The sequence below is a fragment of the Nonomuraea polychroma genome (assembly GCF_004011505.1).
In the GTDB taxonomy this organism is placed as follows: domain Bacteria; phylum Actinomycetota; class Actinomycetes; order Streptosporangiales; family Streptosporangiaceae; genus Nonomuraea; species Nonomuraea polychroma.
The window spans coordinates 9,850,024-9,872,815 of the sequence record NZ_SAUN01000001.1 but is presented as its reverse complement, the minus strand read 5'-3'; the positions used below and the strand labels follow the sequence as shown (position 1 = coordinate 9,872,815).

General features: G+C 65.0%; 22 protein-coding genes and 1 pseudogene. 13 read left to right on the top strand and 10 right to left on the bottom strand.

Annotated features, from left to right (window positions below):
• Positions 1-489 precede the first annotated feature (489 nt).
• Complete coding sequence (locus EDD27_RS45695; protein ID WP_127938627.1) at positions 490-669, top strand: hypothetical protein; 180 nt, start codon at positions 490-492, stop codon at positions 667-669.
• Between the two features lie 23 nt (positions 670-692).
• Here the strand turns inward: EDD27_RS45695 and EDD27_RS45690 are convergent, their stop codons facing one another.
• The 7 genes from EDD27_RS45690 to EDD27_RS55035 all read right to left on the bottom strand — a co-directional run bounded on the left by EDD27_RS45690 (position 693) and on the right by EDD27_RS55035 (position 9,629).
• Positions 693-1,607, bottom strand: coding sequence for an IS982 family transposase (locus EDD27_RS45690; RefSeq protein ID WP_127938624.1), 915 nt, complete (start codon positions 1,605-1,607; stop codon positions 693-695).
• 437 nt (positions 1,608-2,044) lie between these two features.
• Positions 2,045-2,527 (bottom strand): hypothetical protein, encoded by a 483-nt coding sequence (locus EDD27_RS45685; RefSeq protein ID WP_127938622.1) that lies wholly within the window; start codon positions 2,525-2,527, stop codon positions 2,045-2,047.
• A gap of 634 nt (positions 2,528-3,161) precedes the next feature.
• Positions 3,162-5,768: a glycoside hydrolase family 2 protein gene (locus tag EDD27_RS45680; RefSeq protein ID WP_164904086.1), complete on the bottom strand. Its 2,607-nt coding sequence runs from the start codon at positions 5,766-5,768 to the stop codon at positions 3,162-3,164.
• Between the two features lie 41 nt (positions 5,769-5,809).
• A complete protein-coding gene (locus EDD27_RS57440) occupies positions 5,810-7,645 on the bottom strand; it encodes a galactose-binding domain-containing protein (protein ID WP_241564605.1) in 1,836 nt (611 codons plus the stop codon).
• 273 nt (positions 7,646-7,918) lie between these two features.
• Positions 7,919-8,356 carry a hypothetical protein gene (locus EDD27_RS45670; protein ID WP_127938617.1) on the bottom strand — a complete coding sequence of 146 codons (438 nt, stop codon included), beginning with the start codon at positions 8,354-8,356 and terminating at the stop codon, positions 7,919-7,921.
• 829 nt (positions 8,357-9,185) lie between these two features.
• Entirely contained in the window at positions 9,186-9,410 is a 225-nt protein-coding gene (locus EDD27_RS45665; protein WP_127938614.1) for a hypothetical protein, read from the bottom strand.
• A gap of 48 nt (positions 9,411-9,458) precedes the next feature.
• Positions 9,459-9,629, bottom strand: coding sequence for a hypothetical protein (locus tag EDD27_RS55035; RefSeq protein WP_164904085.1), 171 nt, complete (start codon positions 9,627-9,629; stop codon positions 9,459-9,461).
• A gap of 396 nt (positions 9,630-10,025) precedes the next feature.
• Between EDD27_RS55035 and EDD27_RS45660 the strand changes: the two genes are divergently transcribed.
• On the top strand, positions 10,026-10,913 hold the full coding sequence (locus EDD27_RS45660) for a hypothetical protein (protein ID WP_127938611.1): 888 nt from the start codon (positions 10,026-10,028) through the stop codon (positions 10,911-10,913).
• A gap of 76 nt (positions 10,914-10,989) precedes the next feature.
• On the opposite strand, the gene EDD27_RS45655 is transcribed toward EDD27_RS45660, so the two are convergent.
• The gene (locus EDD27_RS45655) at positions 10,990-11,427 is read right to left on the bottom strand and encodes a transposase (RefSeq protein ID WP_127938608.1); all 438 of its coding nucleotides are present in this window, start codon (positions 11,425-11,427) and stop codon (positions 10,990-10,992) included.
• On the opposite strand from EDD27_RS45655, the gene EDD27_RS45650 reads away from it, so the two are divergent.
• From EDD27_RS45650 to EDD27_RS45620, 7 genes and pseudogenes are all read left to right on the top strand, one after another.
• A complete protein-coding gene (locus EDD27_RS45650) occupies positions 11,426-11,752 on the top strand; it encodes a transposase (RefSeq protein WP_127938606.1) in 327 nt (108 codons plus the stop codon). The two genes, EDD27_RS45655 and EDD27_RS45650, sit on opposite strands and share 2 nt — an antisense overlap.
• Positions 11,749-12,441: an IS3 family transposase gene (locus tag EDD27_RS45645; RefSeq protein WP_127938604.1), complete on the top strand. Its 693-nt coding sequence runs from the start codon at positions 11,749-11,751 to the stop codon at positions 12,439-12,441. The genes EDD27_RS45650 and EDD27_RS45645 overlap by 4 nt, the downstream gene beginning before the upstream one ends.
• A gap of 91 nt (positions 12,442-12,532) precedes the next feature.
• On the top strand, positions 12,533-13,618 hold the full coding sequence (locus EDD27_RS45640) for a tyrosine-type recombinase/integrase (protein ID WP_127938282.1): 1,086 nt from the start codon (positions 12,533-12,535) through the stop codon (positions 13,616-13,618).
• The gene (locus tag EDD27_RS45635; protein ID WP_127938284.1) at positions 13,584-15,488 is read left to right on the top strand and encodes a tyrosine-type recombinase/integrase; all 1,905 of its coding nucleotides are present in this window, start codon (positions 13,584-13,586) and stop codon (positions 15,486-15,488) included. Before EDD27_RS45640 ends, EDD27_RS45635 begins: the two co-directional genes overlap by 35 nt.
• On the top strand, positions 15,485-15,784 hold the full coding sequence (locus EDD27_RS45630) for a hypothetical protein (protein ID WP_127934058.1): 300 nt from the start codon (positions 15,485-15,487) through the stop codon (positions 15,782-15,784). The genes EDD27_RS45635 and EDD27_RS45630 overlap by 4 nt, the downstream gene beginning before the upstream one ends.
• A 53-nt stretch (positions 15,785-15,837) precedes the next feature.
• Positions 15,838-16,065 (top strand): annotated as a pseudogene (locus EDD27_RS45625) (integrase core domain-containing protein); the annotation flags it as partial.
• Between the two features lie 115 nt (positions 16,066-16,180).
• Positions 16,181-16,840, top strand: a complete 660-nt coding sequence (locus EDD27_RS45620) for a DUF6461 domain-containing protein (RefSeq protein ID WP_127938599.1) — start codon at positions 16,181-16,183, stop codon at positions 16,838-16,840.
• A gap of 318 nt (positions 16,841-17,158) precedes the next feature.
• Here the strand turns inward: EDD27_RS45620 and EDD27_RS45615 are convergent, their stop codons facing one another.
• Together EDD27_RS45615 and EDD27_RS45610 are read right to left on the bottom strand one after the other, a co-directional pair.
• Positions 17,159-17,866 (bottom strand): hypothetical protein, encoded by a 708-nt coding sequence (locus EDD27_RS45615; protein WP_127938596.1) that lies wholly within the window; start codon positions 17,864-17,866, stop codon positions 17,159-17,161.
• A 1,042-nt stretch (positions 17,867-18,908) separates the two neighbouring features.
• Positions 18,909-19,466 carry a hypothetical protein gene (locus EDD27_RS45610; protein WP_127938593.1) on the bottom strand — a complete coding sequence of 186 codons (558 nt, stop codon included), beginning with the start codon at positions 19,464-19,466 and terminating at the stop codon, positions 18,909-18,911.
• A gap of 202 nt (positions 19,467-19,668) precedes the next feature.
• Here EDD27_RS45610 and EDD27_RS57435 point away from each other — a divergent pair, with 202 nt between their 5' ends.
• The 4 genes from EDD27_RS57435 (at position 19,669) to EDD27_RS45590 (ending at position 22,213) form a co-directional block, all read left to right on the top strand.
• Entirely contained in the window at positions 19,669-20,019 is a 351-nt protein-coding gene (locus tag EDD27_RS57435; RefSeq protein ID WP_241564604.1) for an FAD-dependent monooxygenase family protein, read from the top strand.
• A gap of 630 nt (positions 20,020-20,649) precedes the next feature.
• Positions 20,650-20,799 (top strand): hypothetical protein, encoded by a 150-nt coding sequence (locus EDD27_RS55030; RefSeq protein ID WP_164904084.1) that lies wholly within the window; start codon positions 20,650-20,652, stop codon positions 20,797-20,799.
• Positions 20,800-21,056: 257 nt separating this feature from the next.
• Positions 21,057-21,572: an RNA polymerase sigma factor gene (locus EDD27_RS45595; RefSeq protein WP_164904083.1), complete on the top strand. Its 516-nt coding sequence runs from the start codon at positions 21,057-21,059 to the stop codon at positions 21,570-21,572.
• Positions 21,572-22,213, top strand: coding sequence for a hypothetical protein (locus EDD27_RS45590; RefSeq protein ID WP_127938588.1), 642 nt, complete (start codon positions 21,572-21,574; stop codon positions 22,211-22,213). Before EDD27_RS45595 ends, EDD27_RS45590 begins: the two co-directional genes overlap by 1 nt.
• Positions 22,214-22,792 lie beyond the last annotated feature (579 nt).

Genomic DNA, 22,792 nt, shown 5'->3' with positions numbered 1-22,792 from the left:
GCCGGATGACCAACGACACCTTGAGCCGAACCGAACAGGCCTGCGCCGCTCTCCAAGCCGACGGCCAGGTCGTCACCTTCGCCGCCGTCGCCGCCCGCACCGACCTCGGCCGCACGACGCTCTACCGCAAACCGCCGCACGCGCCGTCATCGAAGAACACCGCACCCGCTCCACCAACGCCACAACACTCACCGGCCTCGCCACCGAGACCTCGACCCTGCGCACAGCCTTGGAAGCACCGATGCCGCCACCACTCGCGGCGGAGGGGTCGGGGCCCGGCGCCCGGCCACGGCAGCTCAGGGACGTGGCGCCGCACCCGGCCCGCAAGCTGAGCCCCGGCGAGCGGCGAATCCTCGCAGCCACCTTCGCCACCGCCGCCGACGCCACCGCCCGCCGCAATCCGCACGCTTCTACTACTTCGGGCGGCCGAACGAGCCGGGGCTGCGCGGCGGCCAGGTCACCTTCGGCCAGGACATCACCCTCGACAACGTGCGGTTCGTACGCGACCTGCGGGTCAGCGGACCCACCAAGCTCACCCCAGACGGCCGCGCCACCGCCACGCTCCGTGCCGAGACCGGCGGGCGCACCCACGAGGTGACGCTGACCTGGACGGCGTTCGGAATCCACCCGTCCCTGTCCGGCACCTTCGACGGCATCCCCTTCGACTAGATGATTGATTCCAAGCCGTCGGGTCAGTGGTCGTAGGCGGTGAGGGATCGGGCGGTGGGCTGGCCGGTCTTGTCGTTGTGCCAAATCACGGCGGTGAGGGCCAGGACGCGGGTGATGACGCGGATCACCACTCCGGCGATGGTGCGTCCGCCGTGGCGTTCCAGGTCGAGTTGGCCCTTGAAGGTTTGGTTGATCGACTCGATGGTCTGGCGCAGCGGTTTGAACAGGTGCGCTCCGGCTCGTGGCGGTTCACCCTTGCGGGCCTTGCGCAGCAGGTGCGCCTCGGCGTCGGCCAGGGCGGCTTCGAAGTCGCGGCCGTAGTACTGCATGTCGGCGATGAGGTCTTGGCCTTGGTGGCGGGCCAGCAGGTCGGGATCGGCCTGGAGCATGGCGAGCAGGGTGGTGCGCTCGTCGGCTTCGGCGCCGGTCAGCGCGAAGGCGATGGGCAGCCCGCCCAGCGTGCACAGCAGGTGCAGGCGCAGGCCCCAGAAGAAGCGCGGGTGGGAGGGGCAGTAGCCGTACTCGGCCCAGCCGGCCAGGTCGCTGCGCTGAGCGGTCTGGCGGGAGCGGCCACACTCGACGGGGGTGGAGTCGGCCACCCAGACATCATCGCTCCACAGCGAGGTGTCCCGGCCGAGGACGCGGATCATGTGCAGGACGAGGCCGGTGGTGGCGCGCAGGCGTTTGTTGTAACCGCTTTGGCCGGGCAGACAGGGGAACATGCCGGCCAGGTGGGCGTGGGCGCAGCGCAGCCGGCGCCGTTCGGAGGTGAAGCCGAGCAGTGCCGACAGCACCGCCAGCGTCACCAATTCGGCGTCACTGAGCACCGGTTTGATCTCCACGCGGGGGCGTTCCGGGGCCAGGTCCGGGAAAGCGATCAGCTGATCGTCGATCTTCACGTACAGTGCAGTCGCGAGGGTGTTCAGGTCTTTCGTCACAAATCGATCTTGGACACCCTCGCTGCATGCCCGCAGCCAAACGGCTGATCTTCACCCCTTGGAATCAATCATCTTGGGCACTCCCGCGATCTTCCCCGGGGCGCGGGCGCGACCTCCGCGACCTGGGCTCACGAGCAGGCGCGGCGGCCGAACCCCATCCTTCGCGGCCCGGCCGCCGCGCCATCGGAAGTGATCAGACATGCACCAGTGGCAGCCTTATGTCCCCCAAGGGCTCTTCTGCGTGGCTGAAGCCTCCTGCTGCGAGGAATTCATCTTGTGCCAGGAAGGCGCCGAGTTCTTCGTCCGCCGCCAAGCCGCGGACGGGACCTATGAGGAGACCGCCAGGAGCCCTTACTCTCGCGCGGCCAAGGCGTGGAAGGACCTGGCCGCGACACACCGGCATGAGGCGAGGGCGGCATCGTGATGATCTTGGCTGGTCAGATGCTCGCCGTGCTGTGGCTCACCGGCATGCCGGTGAGCATCGTGCCGACGGCAGAGGCCATGGACAGGCTCACTGAGCGTGATGCCCGGCGGATGCGTGACGGCTGCCGCTCTGGCCGCCGCTCCCAACTGCGATCGCAGCCCTGCTGGAGACCAGCTTCGAGCTCTATGTCCTCTACTTCGGTCACAAGCGCCGCCTGCTGCACAAGGGTGGGCGCGCGATCACCACCGCGCTCAGTTTCGGCTGGACGTTGCCCAGCACGACGTCGGTCGGTCGGCTGCCTCGAACTCGCTGACTTCGACCTCGGTCTGGACGGCAGCTTCGGATCGCGCCGCTGCTTGACCATGTCTCGGAGGCCGTCGACGAGATGGTCAAGGTAGCCGCCCTTCACGTAAGGCTTCAGCAGCTCGCGCGCACGCTCCGGGGACGTTCTGCCGGCCTCGGCAAGGACAGACCAGTAGGCCGAGTAGGTCTCCACGACCAGGTCGTGGGGTTTGGTCGGGCAAGGCGTAGGTGGGGCTGCCGTGGTGGATGCGGTGGCCGGTTTTCGGGGCGGCAGGCTAGGGGGAGTTGTGGCTTGGCATGCTGCTAGTGCCATCGGCGCGAGCGCGAGTGCCAGGACACGCCCTCAGTTCAGCACAACCATTCGCATCTTTACTACAAGCGCTTACTCGGATGCGAAGAGTAGCATACGATTCGCAAAGCCCTCATCAAGGCGGTGAACAGCAGATTCTTTGGAGCGTAATCAGGTCCATCCGACTGCCGACACCAGCCATGTTCTCCACGACCTTTATGGACCCCTGCGCGATGATCGGCCTCAGGCCTCGGTCCCAGGGGCTCGCGCAGCTGGAACCAGCCCTCGACGGACCCGCCGTACGACTTGCACAAGTTTCGCGGGGTTGTCCTCCACTGTCGTATCGGCATGCACGATCACGCACCCTGGGCGCTGCCGCCGCCAATATCGCCGCCCTCCACCACAACAACACCCTGCTGCGCGAGGACCTGGCACCCGCGGCGGCACCATCGTTCCCCTGCTTCGGCGACAGGGCCAGGAGCTGCCAGCCGTCATCAACTCCCCGGCTGATCAGGTCAAATACCGCTGTAGTGAGCCTCTAACGGTGTACCGGAGTCGACGTGGTAGATACGTTGTAGCCCCGTACCCTCAGGTAAGGCAGCTGCCCGTGCAGCGCGGCCGTCTCGTAGGTCGCGGTGATCCTGGTGGATTCGCCGGGCCAGAGCGAGAGGTAGTTGTCGCTGTAGATGACCGGCAGGACTTCCCTGCCGTTGTCGCCCGCCGTGATTTCGGGCCGTACGAAGAAGGCGAGATTGGTTGGGCTGGCATTGGTGAGCGTGACGGTGACGGTCTCTCGACCGCCGGACAGGGAACGCGTTGCCGCGGCCTCAAGGTGCCGATTGGAAGCCAGCCTGTTGAGGCCGCTCAGGTCCGCGAAACCGTCGATCTCCGTCTGGTAGTGGTTATCTGCGTTGCCGAGCGCGTCAGGACGCGTGGAGTACCAGTAGAGGTTGTCACTGACACTCGAGCCGTTGGCGTCCCGGAGCTGAAGCCGCAGGAAAAACGTCCTCGACAGGCCGGTCAATGGAGGAATTTTCAGCACCCGCACCGAGGCATTGGCCGGGGAGGAGACCTGAGCGGTGGCCGTGTACTTCCGCGTCAGAGACGGGATGTCATAGACACTCGCCGTCGCGGTCAGTGCCGTGCGAGCCGCGAGGGTCGAGTTGACCACGTGCACGTTCCGCGTGAAGTAGTCATAGCTAATATGGATCGGCTCGGTGGCCTTCTTGGCGCCGAAGTATCCGCCGCCTGGCTTGAAGTAGTAGTCATAGAGGTTCCAGTGGAGCGACGGCCACGCGTTGTTCAGCATCCAGAAGATGGTGCCGAACGTCTGGGTGTGCTGACGTGCGCTCCAGGCTTCGAAGAACGATCGAGTGGTCTCGTAGTTCTGCAGCTCGGATTTCCTGGAAAAGTCGTCGGCGTCGTCGGCTTTGCCGTATCTCTTGTCGACTCCGTCGGTGAACGGGGTGATGTGGTCGAAGGGGGTGCCCGGCTTGCCCGCGTGGTAGTCCCAGACCGTGCCGATCGGCCACCGGTCGTCCGGGGGGATGAACCGTTCCAGGCTTTCCAGCGGTGGAGGGGCTTGCGTGCCTTGCTCCGCGGTGGTGCCGAACGCACTGCCTGATCGGCTGGAGTCCCACCACAGCACGGGCGGCTCCCATACATAGGGCCCGTCCATCTTCATGCCGGCGTTGGGATCTGCCCAGCTGGCGACGCTGTCCAGGGTGGGATTCTGCCAGTGCAGCATGCGGGCGATGCGCTTGTAACCGTCCAGCCGTGCCTCAGTGGGGGGCCGGTCGCTCCCGTAGGTCCACAGGAAGCTGCTGGCGTGATGACGCAGTGCTCTCATCTGGCTGTCCAAGGAGGCGTAGGCCACTCGTTCTTGCTCCGGAGACCAGCTCCTGTCGTTCTCCCAGGCGCTGCAGCAGACGAAGCCGGACATGAGCATGATCCCGGCTCTGTCGGCCAGGTCGTAGAGCTCCTCGTTGCCGAGAGTGCCCTCCAGACGGAGGGTGTTGAGGCCCATGTTCTTGGTGTAATCGATGTGGGCCTGGTTGGTTTTGGTGTCCCAGCGCTGGAGCAGGTCCCAGACGTATCCGCCACCCCGGAACAGGATGGGACGGCCGTTGACCTTGTAGCCGGCGAAGGATGTCCCGTTGACCGTGGTGCGGTGGCCGGTGAACTGCCGGACGCCGAAGTCGATCGACTTGCGGTCGGACGTCGATCCCGAGACCGCGGCGGTCATGGAAAGTCTGTAGAGCTCCGGCCGGCCGAAGTGGTGAGGCCACCACAGAGCGGGATTGGCGACGTGGAGCTGTGGGTGGGCGTTCGTGTCGAAGGTGACGTTCCTGCGTTTGCCAGGGTCGAGCGTCACCTCCTTGCTGAAGGAGATCGTGGGCCGGCCGGTCTTGGAGATGGATCCGCTGATGGTCGCGGTCACCGGGGTGTCTGTCGCGTTGATCGCGTCGACGTACACGGTCAGGTCGGCCGCGTTCGTCGCGGGCAGGGGGAGGGTCGTCTTGACATACGGATCCCTCAGCGCGACAGGGCCGGTCGTGTCGAGAAGCGTCTTGCCCCAGAGACCGGCGTTCATGTCGGGGGCCTCAGGGTTCCAGTCGACGGTGCAGAAGGAGAGGTCCTGGCAGTCACGCGCCGGTGGGGTGACCCGGATGGCCAGCGCATTCGTTGTGTCAGGACGGATGAGCCGGGTGACGTTGTACTCGCGGCTCACCATGGTGCCGACCGCGTCGGGATCGAGTCGCCGTCCATTCAGCCAGATCTGCGCGCGGTAGCTGATCCCCTTGAACCGGAGCCAGTACACCTGTCCCGCTGAGGTGCGGACAGCGGGGAACTCACCTCGGAACCACCACTCTTGCTGGGTGAGGTCGGGGACTTTTCGGAGGTTCGTCCCGAAGAAGATGTTCTGGTGGACGCCGTTTGCTACCAGGCCTGCCAGCACAGTGGAGGGAAGGGCGATCGGATGCCATCCCGCGGTGTCGTAGCCGACCTGGGAGATGGCGGCTCCGGTGTCGGTGACGTCCTGCGCTGATCGGAGTGACCAGCCTCGGGTCAATTCGGAGGAGCTGACGGTGACGACACCGCCGGTGCCCGCGACACCGAAGCCGACGATCAGCGACAGGATCACGATCAAACAGCCGAACGGCGCACGTCGAGGGCGACGGCCGGTCATGTGCCGTAGACCTGCATCTCATAGAGCGAATACCCGAACCTGGTGCCCCGTTCCGTCCCGTACATGCGAACGTATCTGCCCGTGCCGGAAAGGCCAGTCAGATCGTCCTCGTTGCCATCGCCGGCCGTGGTTTCATAGACGGTCGTCCAGACGGCGGCGTCGTTCGACACCTGGATCTGGTAGGTCTTCCCGTACGCCGTCTCCCAGAAAAGTCTCACGCGGGAGATGTTCTTGGGCGATCCGAGATCGATCTGGAGCCACTGGGGATCCGTGAACTCGAGGGATCCCCATCGAGTGGTGAAGTCGCCGTCGAACGCCTTTTCCGGCCCCAGCGCCGCCTTCTCGATCGACGACGACGTGGCGGGACGGGCGAGAGAGAGCAGGCTCTCGGCAGCCTCGGTCTCCGTGGTTTCGTAGAACTTGATCGTCACGTTCCACTCCCCGGAATTGTCCTCAACGAAATCGTCATTTATGCCTAGATAGAGGCGTCCGGGCCCGGCTGTCTGAACGGAAGCTTCGCGGCCTACCTCGAATACGTCGCCATCGCCGACCTTGCCAATGAGCGAGTAAGGATGAAGTCCTGGTCCAGGAAAGTTTCGACCGTATGGCGCTATCGAAGAAGATTGACCTTGCGGGGAGTAGATATCGATATTTGGATCGAGCGTCTCTGACGTTTTTACCATTCCGTCAGAGACAAATTCAAGCCGCCCGTTCCCAACATTGATTCCCGAATCAATCCAGTACTGATTGGCCGGGACTATACGCGTTTCTTCGAATGAGAGATTCGCCTGTGATGTTGCATCGGGACTACCAATCGGAGCTTGAGTCGTTTCTGTCCCGCCTTCGTTCGTGGATTCATCACTATTAATATTCACGAGGACGACGATGCTTGTCAGTGCGAATAGGATAAGGAGCGTCACGCTCAAGACCAAGACATTCGACAGCCGCCTCCGTGATCCATGCGTTTTCCCTTTTGCGGGGGACCGCACGTCCGAGTCGGTGTCGTCGTGCGGTACAGCCGGGGTGAAGTTTTGCGGCCTGATGGGCGGGAAGGGACGGCGGACCAGCGCAAGCAGTTCCGCTCCTACCTGGCGAGCTGTTATTGGTCCGGTATTCGCGTCGGTCGTCCCCTTAGAGTCTAGGGCATCCTTCCGAGCCCCAAGAGCGGACTGAATCAGCTCTGCCACCGCGACTCCTCCGGCAATGACCATGGCACCGAGAACGAGCCAGAATCCGCTTCCGGTGAGATCCATAGCGCTGTATCCCAGCGCCGATATTCCGGATTGATCGAGGAAGTACTGAGCGTAGCTGAGGGCAATGACATAGATGAGCACAACCAGAATGGTGAGGGCTAGCACGGCAGCAGATACATTATGGCGGGTGTGGGATGTTACGTTCGATCCACAAAGCCGCAACCCTGCACAGACTATAGCAACGCCGGCTGCTGGAACCAGCCAAAGGACTTTCTGCGTGGCCTCCTCGGAGGGCATGTTAGCCAAATCCGAGGCAGTAAACGAACCTAGGATGGGCAGAGTACCCATGGGTAGCGTAAAAAAGAAGAGCAGCGTCAGGATTCCTGCGACGAGAAATGAGACGGCAGCCAGGCCTCTGCCTGTACTCGTGGCCTTCGGTTCTTGGGGGCGGCCACCATGCGATAGGGGTCTGGTGGTCTGGGTTTCGAAACTCTCGGCGGCCTTGGCCGAATCGGCAAAGTCGGCGGCTCGCGACAGAAGCCGCTCCTTGGCAAGAGCAAATTCCTCGTCTGTGAGGCAACCGTCGGAGTGCAGCTGCGCCAACCGCCTGAGCTGACGCACTATATCGATATCACCCATTGGAACTCCAGGGCCATAGGCCTCGGATAACAGCGTCAGTGGTCCGCTTCCGCTCCTTCTGCCACGCTAACCAGCAGACATAGGCTTAGACAGGACCACCTGTTCGAATCTGACGCGGATATGGTGAATCTGCGAAGTTCTCGGGCCGTGCGACGCACGATCATGACGCCAACGATGTTGGACGCCCCCAGCACACCGGGAAGCCCAGGCCAAGAGCAAATTATGCGCTGATTTCAGGCGCTTCGGACAAGACCATCTGCAAGTGCCCGATTATCAGCGCTGACCTTCCCCGTAGAAATGGGGGCTCTCCACCGCCTGAACGGGATCATCACCAGGGCAGATCGTTCCGTACTTCACGCAGTCCTTAGGGATGATGGTCCCTCCTACGAGCTCTTCGCCCAACTGGACCGCCGGATTGAATACGTTCGGAACGCCTGGAATTTTTCCGATCTTGCTCTCGATCGCTTCTTGTGCGCCGTACTCGACCGCTTTCTTGATCGGATCAGGCTTGTACGATTCCACCTCTGGACTGGTCTGATACTTGTCTGGATGCCAAGGACCGGAGCGCCCTGGTTCGGTTCCGGATTTCGTAAGGCCCGACGGGCCATCCTGGTCCGCCTGCTGCGCCGAGGGTGCCGGTGGGTCATCGTTGTCTATCCAGGTGGCCGCTGAGGCCGCGCCTACGTTTACGCTAAAAGCGAGCGTTATCATCGCCGCTGATGATATAAGCAGCGGGAAACCAACTTTTGCACTGCATTAGCCAGTCACCCCCCAGGTCCGAGCGTTAGGTGCTGTTGCCACTCATATACGTTAAGGAATATACGTCATCGTTTCGATCTTTAGTCTTGCCGCCGTGGCATGTCCAGAGAAGCTGGCATAACATTGCCCGCCCAATCTGAAATTTTACGAAAAGCGCTGCTCCCCAATTAACTGGTGTGACCCTGACACCTGAGGAAGACGTAGATAGCGCCCCGCACCACCCCGACAGTGGGGCGGCACGACTGGCCCCAGGACGGCCGGTCGACCTCTACCCCGCAGCGGGGCACGGAGCACACCTGCCCTGGTGCGGGTACACCGAAGAGCACGCCGCCCCGTACGAGGTCCGGGTACGCATCTGGATCAATCCAAAGGAGCTGACCTTCGCTTTCCATCTCCTCGCTCCCGAGTCGGCTCGTCAGACGACCGAAGGCTCATCGCGTTCCGCACCAAGGTCAAATCGAGACCCGGACAGGCCATCGTCGATACGCCTTGAGCCCAGGGCCCCTGGTTTGAGCCGCCCCTGGGCCTCGTCATGCTGTGGGAACCGGAGGTTCTGTCGCATCACGGCCCGTCGAAGTTCTCAACCTTCGTAGCCTTTACCGCCGTCTATCTCAACGTGCAATGCATGGCCGGTGGAGATTTCGGGCCCGGCGCCACAGATGCCCGATCTCCGTTCGTCGTCGGCGCCCCACCCACGACCGTTCAGGGCCGCATCGGCGGAGATCCAGGCCTCCTTTCGAGTTCGGGCACCAGTATTTGGCGTCAACTGCGCGAGTGACGCTCAGCTCCTCGCGAGGGCGGCCGCCACGAGAGCCGTCGCGTAGGAGGTGCCATAGATGGGCTTGCGCACCCCGCTCCGATAGAGCAGATGGCCGACGGGGTCGTTCGGCGTACCGCCGAAGGCGTACACCATTCTGGGCGGATCACCGGGCGGCACGTCGCAGTTGTACTTGGTGGGCTTCCCGTTGCCATCCCGCGCCACTGCGACATATACGCTTTTGGCCACTGAATCGCCCCGACTTCGATGGAGATGCTCCACCGAAGCCGAGGCGATTCAGTTCGCCGCGTACTGCGTGCAGGCGAGCCCGTACCCAGCAAGGTCGAGTACCAGCAGCCGGCACTCTCGGGTGAGCAGCGGCGCAACGGCGGGCCAGTTCAGCGCAGGACCGGCGAGCCCCACCAGGAAGCGCCGGAGGGCAGCCTTGGCTCCATGCCTCACACTCACGGCTCGTCCCGAGCGGCGATTTCGCGTCCCCACCTTCAAGGCATACCAGACGGAGACACATCCTCAGTGGACGTGCAGGACCTCAACCTTGGGCGCCTTCGGCTGCTCGGCGTTGGCGCGGCGGCCAGGGCGAGCATGTCGTCTCTGGCATCAAACCATAGGCGTGGCCCGTAGGGTCGACGCGGCGGGCAGACGGCAGCACGTCTAGCCCGCCGCCGGAGCTGCGATCCAGAGCCGATTCGCGGTACGCAGGTCGGCGACGGCAAGGGAGTTGCCGCAGCCGAGGCTAACGCAGCGGGGCCTCCCGGCACGCGGGCTCATCGGAATACCTGCTAGCTCTGATTGTCCGCAGGTGATAGAGGAGAAAGCATGGCGGAGCTTGGCAGACTTGAAACGGTGGCCTTACGTACGATCTGGCCCAACGAGGCCAAGGACTTCACCCCATGGCTCGCCGACAACCTTGACGTCCTCGGCCAGGCCGTTGGACTCGCGCTCGAACTGCGGCACCGGGAGTATGCCGTCGGCCGATACGCTCTCGACCTCCTGCTCCAAGACGCCCAAGGGCGCGTCGTCGTGGTTGAGAACCAGCTTGAGCAGACCGACCATGGGCACCTCGGACAGCTGATCACGTACTGCGCCGGAACGCAGGCCGAAGTCGTGATCTGGATCGCCCAAACCCTGACGGAAGAGCACGCCGCCGCCCTGGAATGGCTCAACGCCAACACTGTCACCGGGACGGGATTCTTCGGCGTCGAGGTCGAAGTGCTTCGCATCGGAGAGTCCGCCCCCGCCCCTAACTTCAAGGTCGTGGTCAGACCCAACGACTACACCAAGAGCACCCAGACCAGCCGCCGCCGGGCCAACGCCTGGTCCTGGGAGGCGTACGTCGAAGAGCTGCGCGTCCCGCTCGAGCGGGTGGAGGTCGGCCGACGTCTGCTCGAGGCGATCATCAACGAAATCGAAGAACGCGGGCTCGCCTGGCAGCCGGTCATGAACAAGGGGTACGTCGCCATCCAACGCCCGGGCGGCTACAACGTGTTCACCATCGACGTGTACTGGAACCGCGCGCCACGACTCGCGGCGAAGCTGCCCTCGCCGCCCGACACACTCGCCCTAGCCAACCCCTATCCGCATCTGCAGGACGTGTGGACCGCTAACGAGCGCGAATGGGGCTGGACGATCCCGCCAGGCACCGAACTACCGGACCTCGACCCGCTCTTCGACCTCGTGACACCCCTCCACCCCGCCTCCGGCCCCATGCCCATCCCATCGGAGTTAGGGTGATCTCTCCCGGAGAGGGGATGCCCACCTCCTGCCAACGACACCAGGGCACCGGCAAAGTCGGTTGAACGGCTCGTGATCACGTGAGGCCGAGGAGGGTCAGAGGGCGGGTGGCGTCTCGGGAGAGGTGTCGGATGGCTTGGGCGAGGTTGGTCGCGCCGGTCAGGCGCAGGGCGCCGATGGCGAGGTTGCGCAGGACAGCCATGTTGCGGCGTGCGTTGCCGGTGCGGGCTTGGGAGTGGTCTTCGCCGTAGGCGACGTCGCGAACGTAGTGGAGCCGGTTCTCGATGCTCCAATGGCCGCGAATCCACGTCGCGAGCTCGGTCGGGCCGGCCTGCCAGGTGGGCAGGCTGGTGATGGCGTAGACGGTCACGGTCCGCCACTTGTCCTGGTTCAGGTCCCTGACCTGGCGTTTGATCTGGATGGCTTGGAGCGCGTGGGGAAGAGCAGGCCGGCTTTGACGGTGAATCGCCCCGGGTTCGGTGGAGACTTGATCTCTTGAGAGGATCGAGTCCATGCCAGGTAAGTCTCCCTACCCCGCCGAGCTGCGCCGCCGTGCGGTGCGGATGGTCGCCGAGGTGCGGCCGGATTACCCGACCGAGTGGGCCACGATCAACGCGGTCGCGACCAAGCTCGGCATCGGCACCGCGGAGACACTGCGTGCCTGGGTCCGCCAGGCCCAGATTGACGAGGGCGGCCGGCCCGGCCGCAGCACGGACGAGTCGGCCGAGCTGAAGCGGCTGCGCCGGGAGAACGCTGAACTGCGGCGGGCCAACGAGATCCTGAAGGCCGCCTCGGCTTTCTTCGCGGCCGAGCTCGACCGGCCACACACGCACTCGTGACCTTCATCGACCAGCACGCCGAGGTGTTCGGTGTCGAGCCGATCTGCCGTGTCCTGACCGAGCACGGCTGTCCCATCTCCACCAGCACCTACTACGCCGCCAAGAGGCGTTTGCCCTCGGCGCGGGCGGTGCGCGACGCCGAGCTGGATGAGCACATCACTCGCATCCACGCCGACAACTACGGCGTCTACGGCGCCCGCAAGGTCTGGCAGCAACTGCTGCGCGAAGGGCATCGGGTGGCCCGCTGCACCATTGAACGACGCATGCGCGCGCTCGGCCTGCAAGGCGCGCGCCGAGGCAAGAAGATCCGCACCACAACGCCCGGTCCAGGACACGAGCGAGCGGCCGACCGGCTGCAGCGCGACTTCACCGCCTCCCGGCCGAACGCCACCTGGGTGGCCGACTTCACCCACGTTTCCGCCTGGTGCGGGGTGGTCTACGTCGCGTTCGTCGTCGACATCTACTCCCGGGCGATCGTCGGCTGGGCCGCTTCGCAGACCAAGCACACCACCCTCGTGCTGGACGCCCTGGACATGGCCCTATGGCGGCGTGAGCGCACCGGCCACCCGGTCGGGCCGGGGTTGATTCATCACTCGGACGCGGGCAATACACGTCTTTCCGGTTCACCACCCACCTGCTGGCGGCCGGCATCGACGCCTCCATCGGCACGGTCGGCGACTCCCTCTTAACCGGCTAATACGTATGTTTCCCCAGGTCAGCGACTCGCCGTGATCTGCTACCTGCTAGCCGGATGAGGTCATTGCGGGTACATCTGTTCTCATGATCGAACAAGGACTCCGGCTGGAAGCACATGAGGGTAGCTGGATGCTGGCCGGACCGTCCGCCGGGCAGTTCGTCCTGGTCGATGAGTATCTGGCGTATCTGGCCGACCGGAACTACTCGCCCAAGACCGTCCGCTCCTACGGCTATGACCTGCTGGCGTTCTGCCGCTGGCTGGCGACCGAGGACGTGTCGCTGGGTGAGGTGACGACCGAGACGCTGCTGAAGTTCTTGCACGCCTGCCGTGAGGCCAAGGTTCCCGGGCGTCGCGCCGGCCCGAACGTGGTCACCTTGTCGGGCCGTCGGATTGATCAGTACGCCGCCACGACGATCAACCGGCGGCTTGCGGCCATCTCGGGGCTGTTCACGTTCGTCACGATGCGCGACCCGGAGTCGATCAACCCGGTCCCGAAAGGACGCGAGGCGCGCTGGCGGGTGGCCGGCGAGCGGTCCGGGATGCTCGCGCACACGATCCGCCGCCCGAAGAATCGCTCCTCGCTACGACTGCGCGAGCCCCGGCGCCTGCCCAAAGCACTGTCCCAGACCCAGGCGGCGGAGCTGCTGGCCAGCTTCCACACCTGGCGCGACCGAGCGATCGCGGGCCTGATGCTGTATTGCGGGCTGCGCTCGGCCGAGGTGCTCGGCTTGAACGTCGCCGACGCCGACATCGGTGGCCGCTGGGCGAGCGTGCTCGGCAAGGGCGATCGACAGCGGCGCGTCCCGTTGGACGCCGACGTCGCCTCGGTCATCCAGGTATATCTGCTGGCCGAGCGGCCCGAGTCGACCGAGCAGCGGCTGTTCCTGGTGGCCAAGGGCCCCAACCGGGGACGACCGCTCACGGCAGCAGGGCTGCGCACGATCTTCCGCTATCACCGCGCCGTCAGCGGGATCACCGCAGGTCATCCCCACGCGCTGCGGCACACCTTCGGCACCGCACTGGCCGAAGCCGGAGTCGACCTGGCGGTGATGCAGGCGTTGCTCGGTCACGCGCACGTCGACACCACCGCCCGCTATATCCATCTGGCACCCGCCCACGTGAAAGCCGAGTTCGATGCCGCACGCAGCCGCATCCGCGCCCAGCAATAGCCTGCACGCCGACTACCTCGACTATCTGCAGCGGACCGGGCGAGGCAACCGTCCCTATCAGCAGGCCGCGCGAGTGTTCTTCGAGCGTTGGCCCGACCCCGGTCGCTGGGCCGCCGAACCGTTGGAGATCCGCTTGTCGGCCGATGCGCACACTCGGCCGATCATCACCTTCCTCATGCTGCACCGCGGACTACGACCCGGCTACGACTACCTGCTGGAACGCAAACTGTCCACGTTCTGGCGAGAGATCGAGGACTCGCCCATCGCTGCGGGAGTGCAGCGCTTCATGACCGCCGCCGAGGACCTCGGCTTCTCCTTGCGCGTGCGTCTGGCCACCGGCTCTCAGGTGCCGGCCCGGCTGCTCATCCAGGCCGGACCCGTCCTTGAACAGCTCACCCTGGCCGACCTGGAAGAGTTCGCCGCCGCCTGCGTCGCCCGCAGCGCCCGCACCGGCAAGGACCACCGCCACTACCTGTCCGCGCTCAGCAACGCCCAGCGAGTCCTGTTCCACCTGGGCATTATCGACACGCTGCCGAGGATGGGCGGGCCGGTCCCCTTCGAACAGCGGCTGGCCGAGGTGGCAGAACCGATCCGCACCACGATGATCGCCTACCTGGAACGCAAGCGCGCCACCTGCCAGCCCAAGACCGTCTCCGCGATCGCCACCCGGCTCAAACACTTCGGCCTCTTCCTCACCCACATCGATCCCGGACTCACCTCGATCGCCAAGCTGGACCGGCAGCATCACATCGAGCCCTACCTCACCGCCCTGGTCGACGCCGTCAACCCCAAGAACGGCGAAGCCATCACCGTCGCCGACCGCTCCCGCCGGGTGATCGCGCTGACCGGCTTCCTCACCGACATCACCGAGTGGGGCTGGGCCGAGGCACCCGCCCGCAAGCTGGTGTTCCGCGATGACAACCCCAAGCTCCCGCAGGTGCTGCCCCGCTACCTGCCCGTCGATGCCGATCGCCGCCTGACCGAAGAGCTCCGCGACCGTCCCGGCAACCAGCTGGCCGCCTGCGCCCTAAGGTTGCAACGCGCCTGCGGGCTACGCATCGGGGAACTCCTGGACCTGGAGCTCGACTGCGTCCATGAAGTTCCCGGCCACGGCAACTGGCTGAAGATCGGCCTCGGGAAGCTGGAGACCGAACGCATGGTCCCCCTCGATGAAGAGATCCTCGACCTGATCGACCGCATCATCGAGCTCCGAACACACGGCAGACCCATGCCACATCCCCGCTACCGGCGTCCGGCTCAGTTCCTGTTCACCCACCACGGACGCCGCCTCGGCCAAGGCGCCGTCCGCGCCGAACTCGATCGCGCCGCTCAGCAAGCCGGACTCGGTCACATCACCTCCCACCAGCTCCGCCACACCTACGCCACCGCTCTGGTGAACGCCGGAGTCTCGTTGCAGGCGCTGATGGCGTTGCTCGGACACGCCTCCGCAGAAATGAGCCTGCGCTACGGACGGTTGTTCGACACCACAGTCCGCGCCGAATACGAACGAGCCCTCGACCTGGCCAAACAACAAGCCCGCACCCCAGCCCCCGGCCGGGTCCACCTGCCCCTGGCCGACATCACCGGCGGCAAGGACTGGAAAGACACCCCGCTGATCAAACCCAGAATGGCCGGCGGCTTCTGCCTACGCGCACCCGCCCAAGGCGCCTGCACCTACGCCAACATCTGCGAACACTGCCCCAGCTTCCACACCGAACCCAGCTCGCTGCCCATCCTCGCCGCCCAGCGTGTCGACGCAGACGCGCTCGCCCAGGACGCCGAGAATCGAGGCTGGATCGCCGAAGCCGAACGACACCGCCGACTCATCACCCGACTCGACCACCTGATCAGCGAGGCCCACGCCGGATGACCAGCAGCGACACCCTCCACCGCGTCGAGAAGGCATGCGCCCAGCTCCACCGCGACGGCCAACCCGTCACCTTCATCGCCGTCGCCAACCTCACCGGGCTAGGCCGCACCACCCTCTACCGCAGTGCCACCCTCCGCGCCATCATCGAGGAAAACCGCCGCCGCGCCGCCACCAACGGCACCCTCACCGGCCTCCTCGACGAAATACGAAACCTCCACACCGCTCTGGAAGCCGTCGCTGCACGCGTCCGTCGCCACGAAGAGCAACTCCGCCGACTTACTACCCGGGTCAGCTGAAAGCGTTACCCGGCCAACGCCCAAAACCAGCGTCATTAGCCGGATAAGCCCTCGACAACACCCTGATGGAATCACAGATCGGCCTCTACAAGACCGAGCTGATCAAGCCCCGAGGCCCGTGGCGCAGCCTGGCCGACGTGGAACTGGCCACTGCCGAATGGGTGGCCTGGTTCAACACCACCCGCCTGCACTCCGCCATCGGGCACCTCCCGGCCGAGGAGTTCGAGGCGATCTACTACGCTCAACACCACCCCAACGAAGCCCTAGCAATCAACCGCTGAGGTCTCCATCAAAGCCGGGGCGGTTCAACTCTCGGTATCAACGTTGAGAGGAATGCGCATCAATCTGTCGTACGTGATCGCTACGCTGGGTGCCCTGTCAAACGAGGAGTAAGCGGTGGACCCGGTCACGCCAGAGATGATCGATTACTACACGCGCCTTTTGAAGGATCTTGATGACTCTGCCGCCGTGAATGACCACATGAACGTCAGCGACGGGATGTTGTGGATGGTGGTGCGGGGTCGCGAGGCGCCCTTGACGGTCATCGAGGTCGTCTCTCGGCTGGGCGCCGATCCCGGCCAAGCCGTTCCACGCCACCCGCTCTGCCTTCCCGATCCCGGGTATGTGGCATTGGAACAGACTGATCAGGGCGTGATCATCGTAGCGCCAGGCGGCTGCTCACCTGCGACTCCGGAGGCGTGGGCCCAGCTGACCAACAATGCTGAGGCATGGGGCTTTTGGTGGCTGGTCAACAACGCCAACGAGTTGTTCTACGCCGCTGACGGCGTCCTCGTCACGGCGTTGAACATCCTTTATCCCCAGCCTTCGGAGTGCACCGGGCACAACCCGCAAGAGTTGGATGCCTATCTGGGCGCACTTCGAGCGCTGGCCGATCAGAAGAGGACAGACGACGAAACCGGCGAGCGGCCCTCCAATCACTACCGTGACTGGGAAACGGCCCTGGCAACCATGGAAGCGATGAGTGGCGTGCGTCTGGACGTCGGCAGGTTCACTCAAGAGCAGCAGTCTGTCCATGCTCCGGTATTGGACTGTTAGAAAAGAGCAGGGTCCCCGTCTTCACGGGGCCGGGTCCTGGGCCGTGAGCGTCGCGTGTAACACCCGCTCTGCGGCTCCTCAGACGACTCCTGTCCGCGACCACGTGCGCTGGCCACCTCAACGCATCCGCCCACGATCGAGGCCGGGGCGTAGTGTGCATGTCGCCCAAGCAAATGGCGTGCGTCGCCACCCGCTCCGACCGTGAAGATGTAAGGGTGGCGCCTCAGATCGTAGTCTCACCTGCGCTTCGACCGGCCAGGGTGCCCGAAGCCGAACAGTCGGCCACGGTGCCAGCATCTGCACAGCGCGGCCCCGATCTCAGCGGATAGCTGCGACCACTTCCGCCGCCACGGCATCGATCATGGCCTGAACGACGGCGTCGCCGATCGGGTTGCCGTCGCGCACCGTGCGTGTCGGGATGTCGGCGCCGCGGGCGATGATCGTGACGATCACGTTTCCCTTGCGCAGGACGGTCTTGCCCTCGCCTTGCCGTGCCCCCGCGATCGTGGTCACGTAGTACACGTAGTAGCCCTCATCGAAGTGCTCGCCCGCCTTCGCCGAGCCGACCTGCTTGATCGCGCGCTTCACCGAAGGCGTGCTGGCGAACTCGCTGGGCTGCCGGTAGTCGTTCTTGCTCTTCCTCGCGAAGGTCATCTTGGCGTACGTGTCGGTGGAGTTCATGCGGGCGGGGCCCGCTTCGTAGAAGATCTTCAGATCCCTGATCCTCAGCGGTGGCGCACTGCCGGGATCATTGCTCCACTTGCACGCCGGGTCGAACCTGTCCGCCTTCTTCATTCCGAGCCTCGATCGGGTCGCCGCAGACAGGACCCGGCAGGGATCGTCCGGCACCTCATAGCCGGCGCGCTCCTCGGACGGTGTGGCGGCGCTCTCCATCGCCGAAGCAGATTCCCGCAGCGGCAAAGCGACCTCCGTCGGGCTCGCGGGCGCCGGCTGTGCCGTTGGTACGACGCCGCATCCGCCAGCAACCCCCACGACCAGCACGACGCCCAGCAACCTCTTCACCATGGATTCCTCCATAAGCCGGCCAGAGTCGGCAATACGCGATGACCCCGCGTGTGCGGAACTCGCCACCATCCGGTCTTCACGCCGCCTCGGCGGTGAGCTCTGTCGCACCCGGAAATCGAGGCTGCTGGTCCCATGAGCGGACAGCAGATCACACTGAATAATGACTCGGACCTGCCGTGACTGCAATCAAACTTTCGGGGGCCGCGTAGAAGGCGGAGTGAAGGACTGGTTCTACGGTGCGATCAGTAATGTCGAATTAGCTTCCGAAAACGTGCGAGGCTCTCGAAGAATTGGCAAGATGCAGATTATGCCAACGCGGGGTGGAAGCTTTCTCGTGACCATGGAGGGAGGAAACGAAGACGACTTCCAGACCATGCTGCTGAGCAAGCAGGTGGTCGTCAGAGGCCGAGGTCCCGATCCCAACATACTCACCGTTGTTCGTTTCTACGCAGATGAACGCCTGACAGTATCTCCGCTCGTGGCTGCAAGTATCGAACTTCCGGACGGACCGATGGATGGAGTCATCATGCTAGGCCGCTTTTTGTGTCCTGGCCTGCCTACCCTCCGGCGCCGGCTTACCGGGTCATCTCGGCACATGTGCACCTGCCGACAGGTGGTAACGCTACAAATCCGTCCGATCACACTACGACATCGCGGACATCAACACGCGCAACGCTCTCTCATATCAGCCCTGGACCAAGCGGCTCCGCCGCGCACTGTCCCGGACCCAATCGCGGATCCCGAGCGGATCGTTGACTTGAACACAGGTCGACGAGATCGACTCGGAGGAGACGTCCACGAATGCTCACATACTGCTTGAACTGCATAGATGCAGTTTCGGCAGGCGCACCGCCGCCCGCATGGAGGCCGACCTCGCGTACGTCCACGGCCCCGACTGGAACGGCTCCCTCCCGAGGCCGCCCACCTGGGCCGCTGCCCAGGACCAGACGTCAGTCCCATGCCCGGCGATCCAGCCGGAACGGGGGAACCGGTGGTTCGCCTGATGGGGCGCCTCGGCCAGGCCCGGGGCGCCCGGCACTGTCTAGCCCGCCTGCCCGAACTGGTAGAGGAGGGGGCCGTCGAGCTTCCACCCCGGCTCGTTGGCCAGGATCTTCTGGGTGTGCGACTCGATCGCGAGGCGCCACTTGTTGTTGTTGGACAAGCGGAACACCTTCACCTCGCCTCCGGCGTCGGCCGAGCCCGGCGCGTAGCCGAGAATGCCCTCATACCGGAACTCGCCCGAGGTCACGAGCTTCTCCCGCTCCGCGATGGAGGCGGTGACGATGTAGGACGCCTTCTTCTCCCAGCGAAGCCGGAAGAGTGGCTTGCCGCCGGGGAAGGAGGCGCGGGATACGTAGTAGAGCGGGGTCCGCGTCGTCGACCAGCCGTGCTTGGTGATCGCGTTCTGCTTCTCCGTCTCACTGGCGGTGTAGAAGAACCCGCCGTCCTTCGTCACCAACTCGTAGACCTTCACCCGCTGCTCGGCGACGCTGGTGGCGGACTTCCCGGCGGTGGCCGAAGCCTGCGTGGCGACGCCGAGAGACAGCGTCGCGCCCAGCGCCACCGCCAGGCCGAGGCCGAGGCCGACGGGGCGGGTCATGCGGCCGAATGACAAGGCCATTTACTAAATTCCCTCCGATGAGCTGACACAACGGGCGTCAAGCTAACAGCGCGCCAGATGCCGTTGAGATCATTTCGAGTAACGTGGAAGTGTTCGCGATGAGCCTAGCCGCGCACAGCGGCAGGCAATATCCGCATTACGTCTGATCCACTGCGCATTCGGGATGGCGGAATGACCGCCCGTGTCCCCTCACAGGACGGTGAAGCAGTCCTTCTGCGTCCAGATCCAGCGGTCCTTGTCATTGTCGACGAACACCCGGCGGTGGGTGCCGCCGACGTTCGACCTTGTGATCGGCGCGGACGGCGCCTGGTCCCGGGTCCGCCCGGCAGTCTCGTCCGCGACGCCGCACTACACCGGCGTCACCTTGGTCGAGACCTCCCTGGACGACGTCGACACCCGCCACCCCGAGCTCGCCCGGCTGATCGGCGACGGTTCCATGGCTGTGTACGGCGTAAACCGCGCCCTCGTCGCCCAGCGCAACAGCAGCGGGCACGTCAAGGTGTACGCCCAGTCCCGCGCGCCGCTGGACTGACACACGCACCTGGACCGGCATATGCGCCTGAACCGGCGCGCGGGCCGGGACGCAGGCATGGACGCGGGCCTGGACCTGTCCGACGTCGAGGCCGTGCGATCAAGCCTGCTGGCTCTGTTCGACGGCTGGGCCGCTCCCGTCCTCGACCTCCTGCGCCACGGCACCGCTTTCGTCCACCGCCCCCTCTACGTCCCGCCCGTGTCCCACACCGACCCACGTCCCCGGGGTAACGCTATGGGTGACGCCGCCCACCTGATGCCCCCATTGGGGGTGGGCGCGAACCTCGCGATGCTGGAAGGTGCTGAACTCGCCGCCAACTCCTGCGGCAGCCGCGTCACCTCCTCCGGCAGCAGCGTCTCCTACAACGCAATCTGTTGTCCCGAGACCCGTAGCACCGGCTACCACCCTTCGGCGGAAATGACACCGACGTCATTCTCAACCGGTCGAGCCTCCCAGCACTGTGATTGCCGAGGTCAGAAACACGTACCTCGGGGACTTCTTCAGGGGCAAGTAGCTAGGTTATGACCTACGCACCCGACGAGCTCCTCGCCTCCACCGCTCCCTACGACGCGGAATATCGGCCCGGCTACGATCCCGCCTTCTACGAGCTGCTCGCCGAGCGCTTCGGTCTTGATGGCACCCAGCGAACGGCTCGCCAACCGCGCCGCCGAGGGAAAACGCAACGTCCAACCCGCCCGCCTCATCGAAGGGCAGCGCACCTTCGGCTGGCGTGAAGCGCTCAACAAGCTCGAGATCGCCTACCCGGTAAGGATCAAGTAAATCAGGCAAAGAGCACTCTTCATTACTCAGAGTAGAACTCTATGCACTCCGCGCGACAAGTTCGGATCGTCAAGAGAGCAAACGTGGCCTGACGCGGCATTAGCTGCGGAACACGGGAGACAGATTCACGTCCTTTGCAGCCTGGTCGAGGCCGGCAAAGGCAGAGGAGGCGTAACGGAATGTTCGAACGTCTCCAACTCTTGGGTGTGAACGAATCAGCGGTCGAATCGAAGGAGCCCCTTCGCGCCGAGGGTCCGATGGCCGAGTTCGAGGCCGTGTATCGGGCGAACTTCGGGGTGGTGGCCGCGTTCTTCGCGCGGCGGGCCGTGGATCCGCAGACCGTCGCGGATCTGACTTCCGACACCTTCGTCGAGGCGATCATGTCCTTCCCGTCGTTCGATCCGGCGCGGGGCAGCGCGCGGGCCTGGCTGCTGGGCATCGCCCGGCGGGTGTTCGCCCGCCACTGCGAGGCGGCCACCCGGGTAGGCGATGTCACGCTCCGGCTGGCCGGCTACCGGCCCATCGATGTCGATGAGACGGCGGAGCTGATCCAGCGGATCGACGCGGCCCGCGAGGGACGCGTGCTGCTGGATGGGCTCGCCGGACTGTCGCCTGCGGACCAGGAGGTTATTGAGCTTGTGGACATGGTCGGCATGGCGCCCAGAGAAGCGGCGGCAGCGCTCGGCACCTCCTCAGGAGCGGTGCGGATCAGGTTGTTTCGGGCGCGCAAAAAGCTGCGCGCCCTGACAGAGCAGGGAAAGGGTGAGCAGTGATGGGCAGGTTCGAAGAGCAGCTGCTGGACAGGCTGGTGCAGCAGCACGGAGCGACGCTGGCGCAGGCCCGACGCCCCGCCCCGTCGGCCGTGCGGCGGGTCGTGACCTCGCGGCCGGTGTGGATCGGCAGCGGCACGCTGGGCCTGGCGGCGTCGATCGTCGTTGCGACGGCGCTGTCGGCGGGCGCGCCGGCGTTTGCGGTGAGTCAAGGCGCCGACGGGTCGGTGACCGTGTCGATCAGGGACATCGGAGCGGTGGACGCGGCCAACGCCGAACTGCGCAAACTCGGTGCACCAGTGGCGGCGGTGCCCATGACGGCCGACTGCCGGGACACAGTCACACTCGAGAACGCCTTGCCCCAAGGAGGTGGCGTCGACTTCTCGACCAGGGGCTCCGTCTCGAGCACGGGGGATGGCGAAGGTGAGGTCACCGTCCTGGTAGACGGCGTACCCGAGGGCACCACGCTCCTGCTGGCGGCGAAGAAGGACGCCGGGATGTTGACTCTGGCCATCGCGGGGTCGGTGCAGGGGCGCGTGCCGAACTGCCTTCCGGAGCCGCCACCCGCACCGGGTGCTCCGGCGACGGGCGTGCCCGGGACCGATGGCGGCCAGCCGACCGCGGGGAGCCAGCAGGACAGTTAGGTCGTGCGATCAAGCCCGATATCACCGCCCTGCGTGGACATTGTCGCAGCCAGGAGCAGGGACGGTGGTATCGGGCGGCCGGATGAGATCCGCGTCGCTGCGCTGACCAGGACGTCGATGGCCACGCCCCACATAGCGTCACCGTTGGACGACCTGATGATGTAGTGCGCGGAGATCTGGGCGCTGGGATTCTGGAACCAGAAGATGGATCCAGCGTAGGAGCCCTGCGTCACGTGGATGATCACGCGGTCGAAGCGTTGGAGAAAGGTCGGCTCCGGTTCTGCCCGAAGTCGCTTCATAGCTTTCGTGGATCGGCTCACGCTGGAGACAGCGGGGGCCGGAGCCACACAGAAGGGAGCCGACCGTCATGAAGAGTCTGGCACTTTCTCCGGGGCCGATCCATCTGGGGATGGACACCTCCAAGAACGTCATCGTGGTGGGCATCTTGCGGCCGGGTGCGCGGCGGCGGTCGCGAAAACGGGTCCGACGGGCCGCGCCGGCGGCCTTGATCCGTCGCACCAGTCAATGCCGAGCGAGAGCATCGCCACTGTCCGTGGTCACGGCACACACTTTGCGCCA

Bases quoted from the DNA above. Each gene is read 5' to 3' on its own strand.
- EDD27_RS57440 (WP_241564605.1), bottom strand. From the start codon at position 7,645: ATGGGTGATATCGATATAGTGCGTCAGCTCAGGCGGTTGGCGCAGCTG.
- EDD27_RS45670 (WP_127938617.1), bottom strand. From the start codon at position 8,356: ATGATAACGCTCGCTTTTAGCGTAAACGTAGGCGCGGCCTCAGCGGCC.
- EDD27_RS45650 (WP_127938606.1), top strand. From the start codon at position 11,426: ATGCCAGGTAAGTCTCCCTACCCCGCCGAGCTGCGCCGCCGTGCGGTG.
- EDD27_RS45655 (WP_127938608.1), bottom strand. From the start codon at position 11,427: ATGGACTCGATCCTCTCAAGAGATCAAGTCTCCACCGAACCCGGGGCG.
- EDD27_RS45640 (WP_127938282.1), top strand. From the start codon at position 12,533: ATGATCGAACAAGGACTCCGGCTGGAAGCACATGAGGGTAGCTGGATG.
- EDD27_RS45635 (WP_127938284.1), top strand. From the start codon at position 13,584: ATGCCGCACGCAGCCGCATCCGCGCCCAGCAATAGCCTGCACGCCGAC.
- EDD27_RS45630 (WP_127934058.1), top strand. From the start codon at position 15,485: ATGACCAGCAGCGACACCCTCCACCGCGTCGAGAAGGCATGCGCCCAG.
- EDD27_RS45615 (WP_127938596.1), bottom strand. From the start codon at position 17,866: ATGGTGAAGAGGTTGCTGGGCGTCGTGCTGGTCGTGGGGGTTGCTGGC.
- EDD27_RS45610 (WP_127938593.1), bottom strand. From the start codon at position 19,466: ATGACCCGCCCCGTCGGCCTCGGCCTCGGCCTGGCGGTGGCGCTGGGC.
- EDD27_RS45595 (WP_164904083.1), top strand. From the start codon at position 21,057: ATGGCCGAGTTCGAGGCCGTGTATCGGGCGAACTTCGGGGTGGTGGCC.
- EDD27_RS45590 (WP_127938588.1), top strand. From the start codon at position 21,572: ATGGGCAGGTTCGAAGAGCAGCTGCTGGACAGGCTGGTGCAGCAGCAC.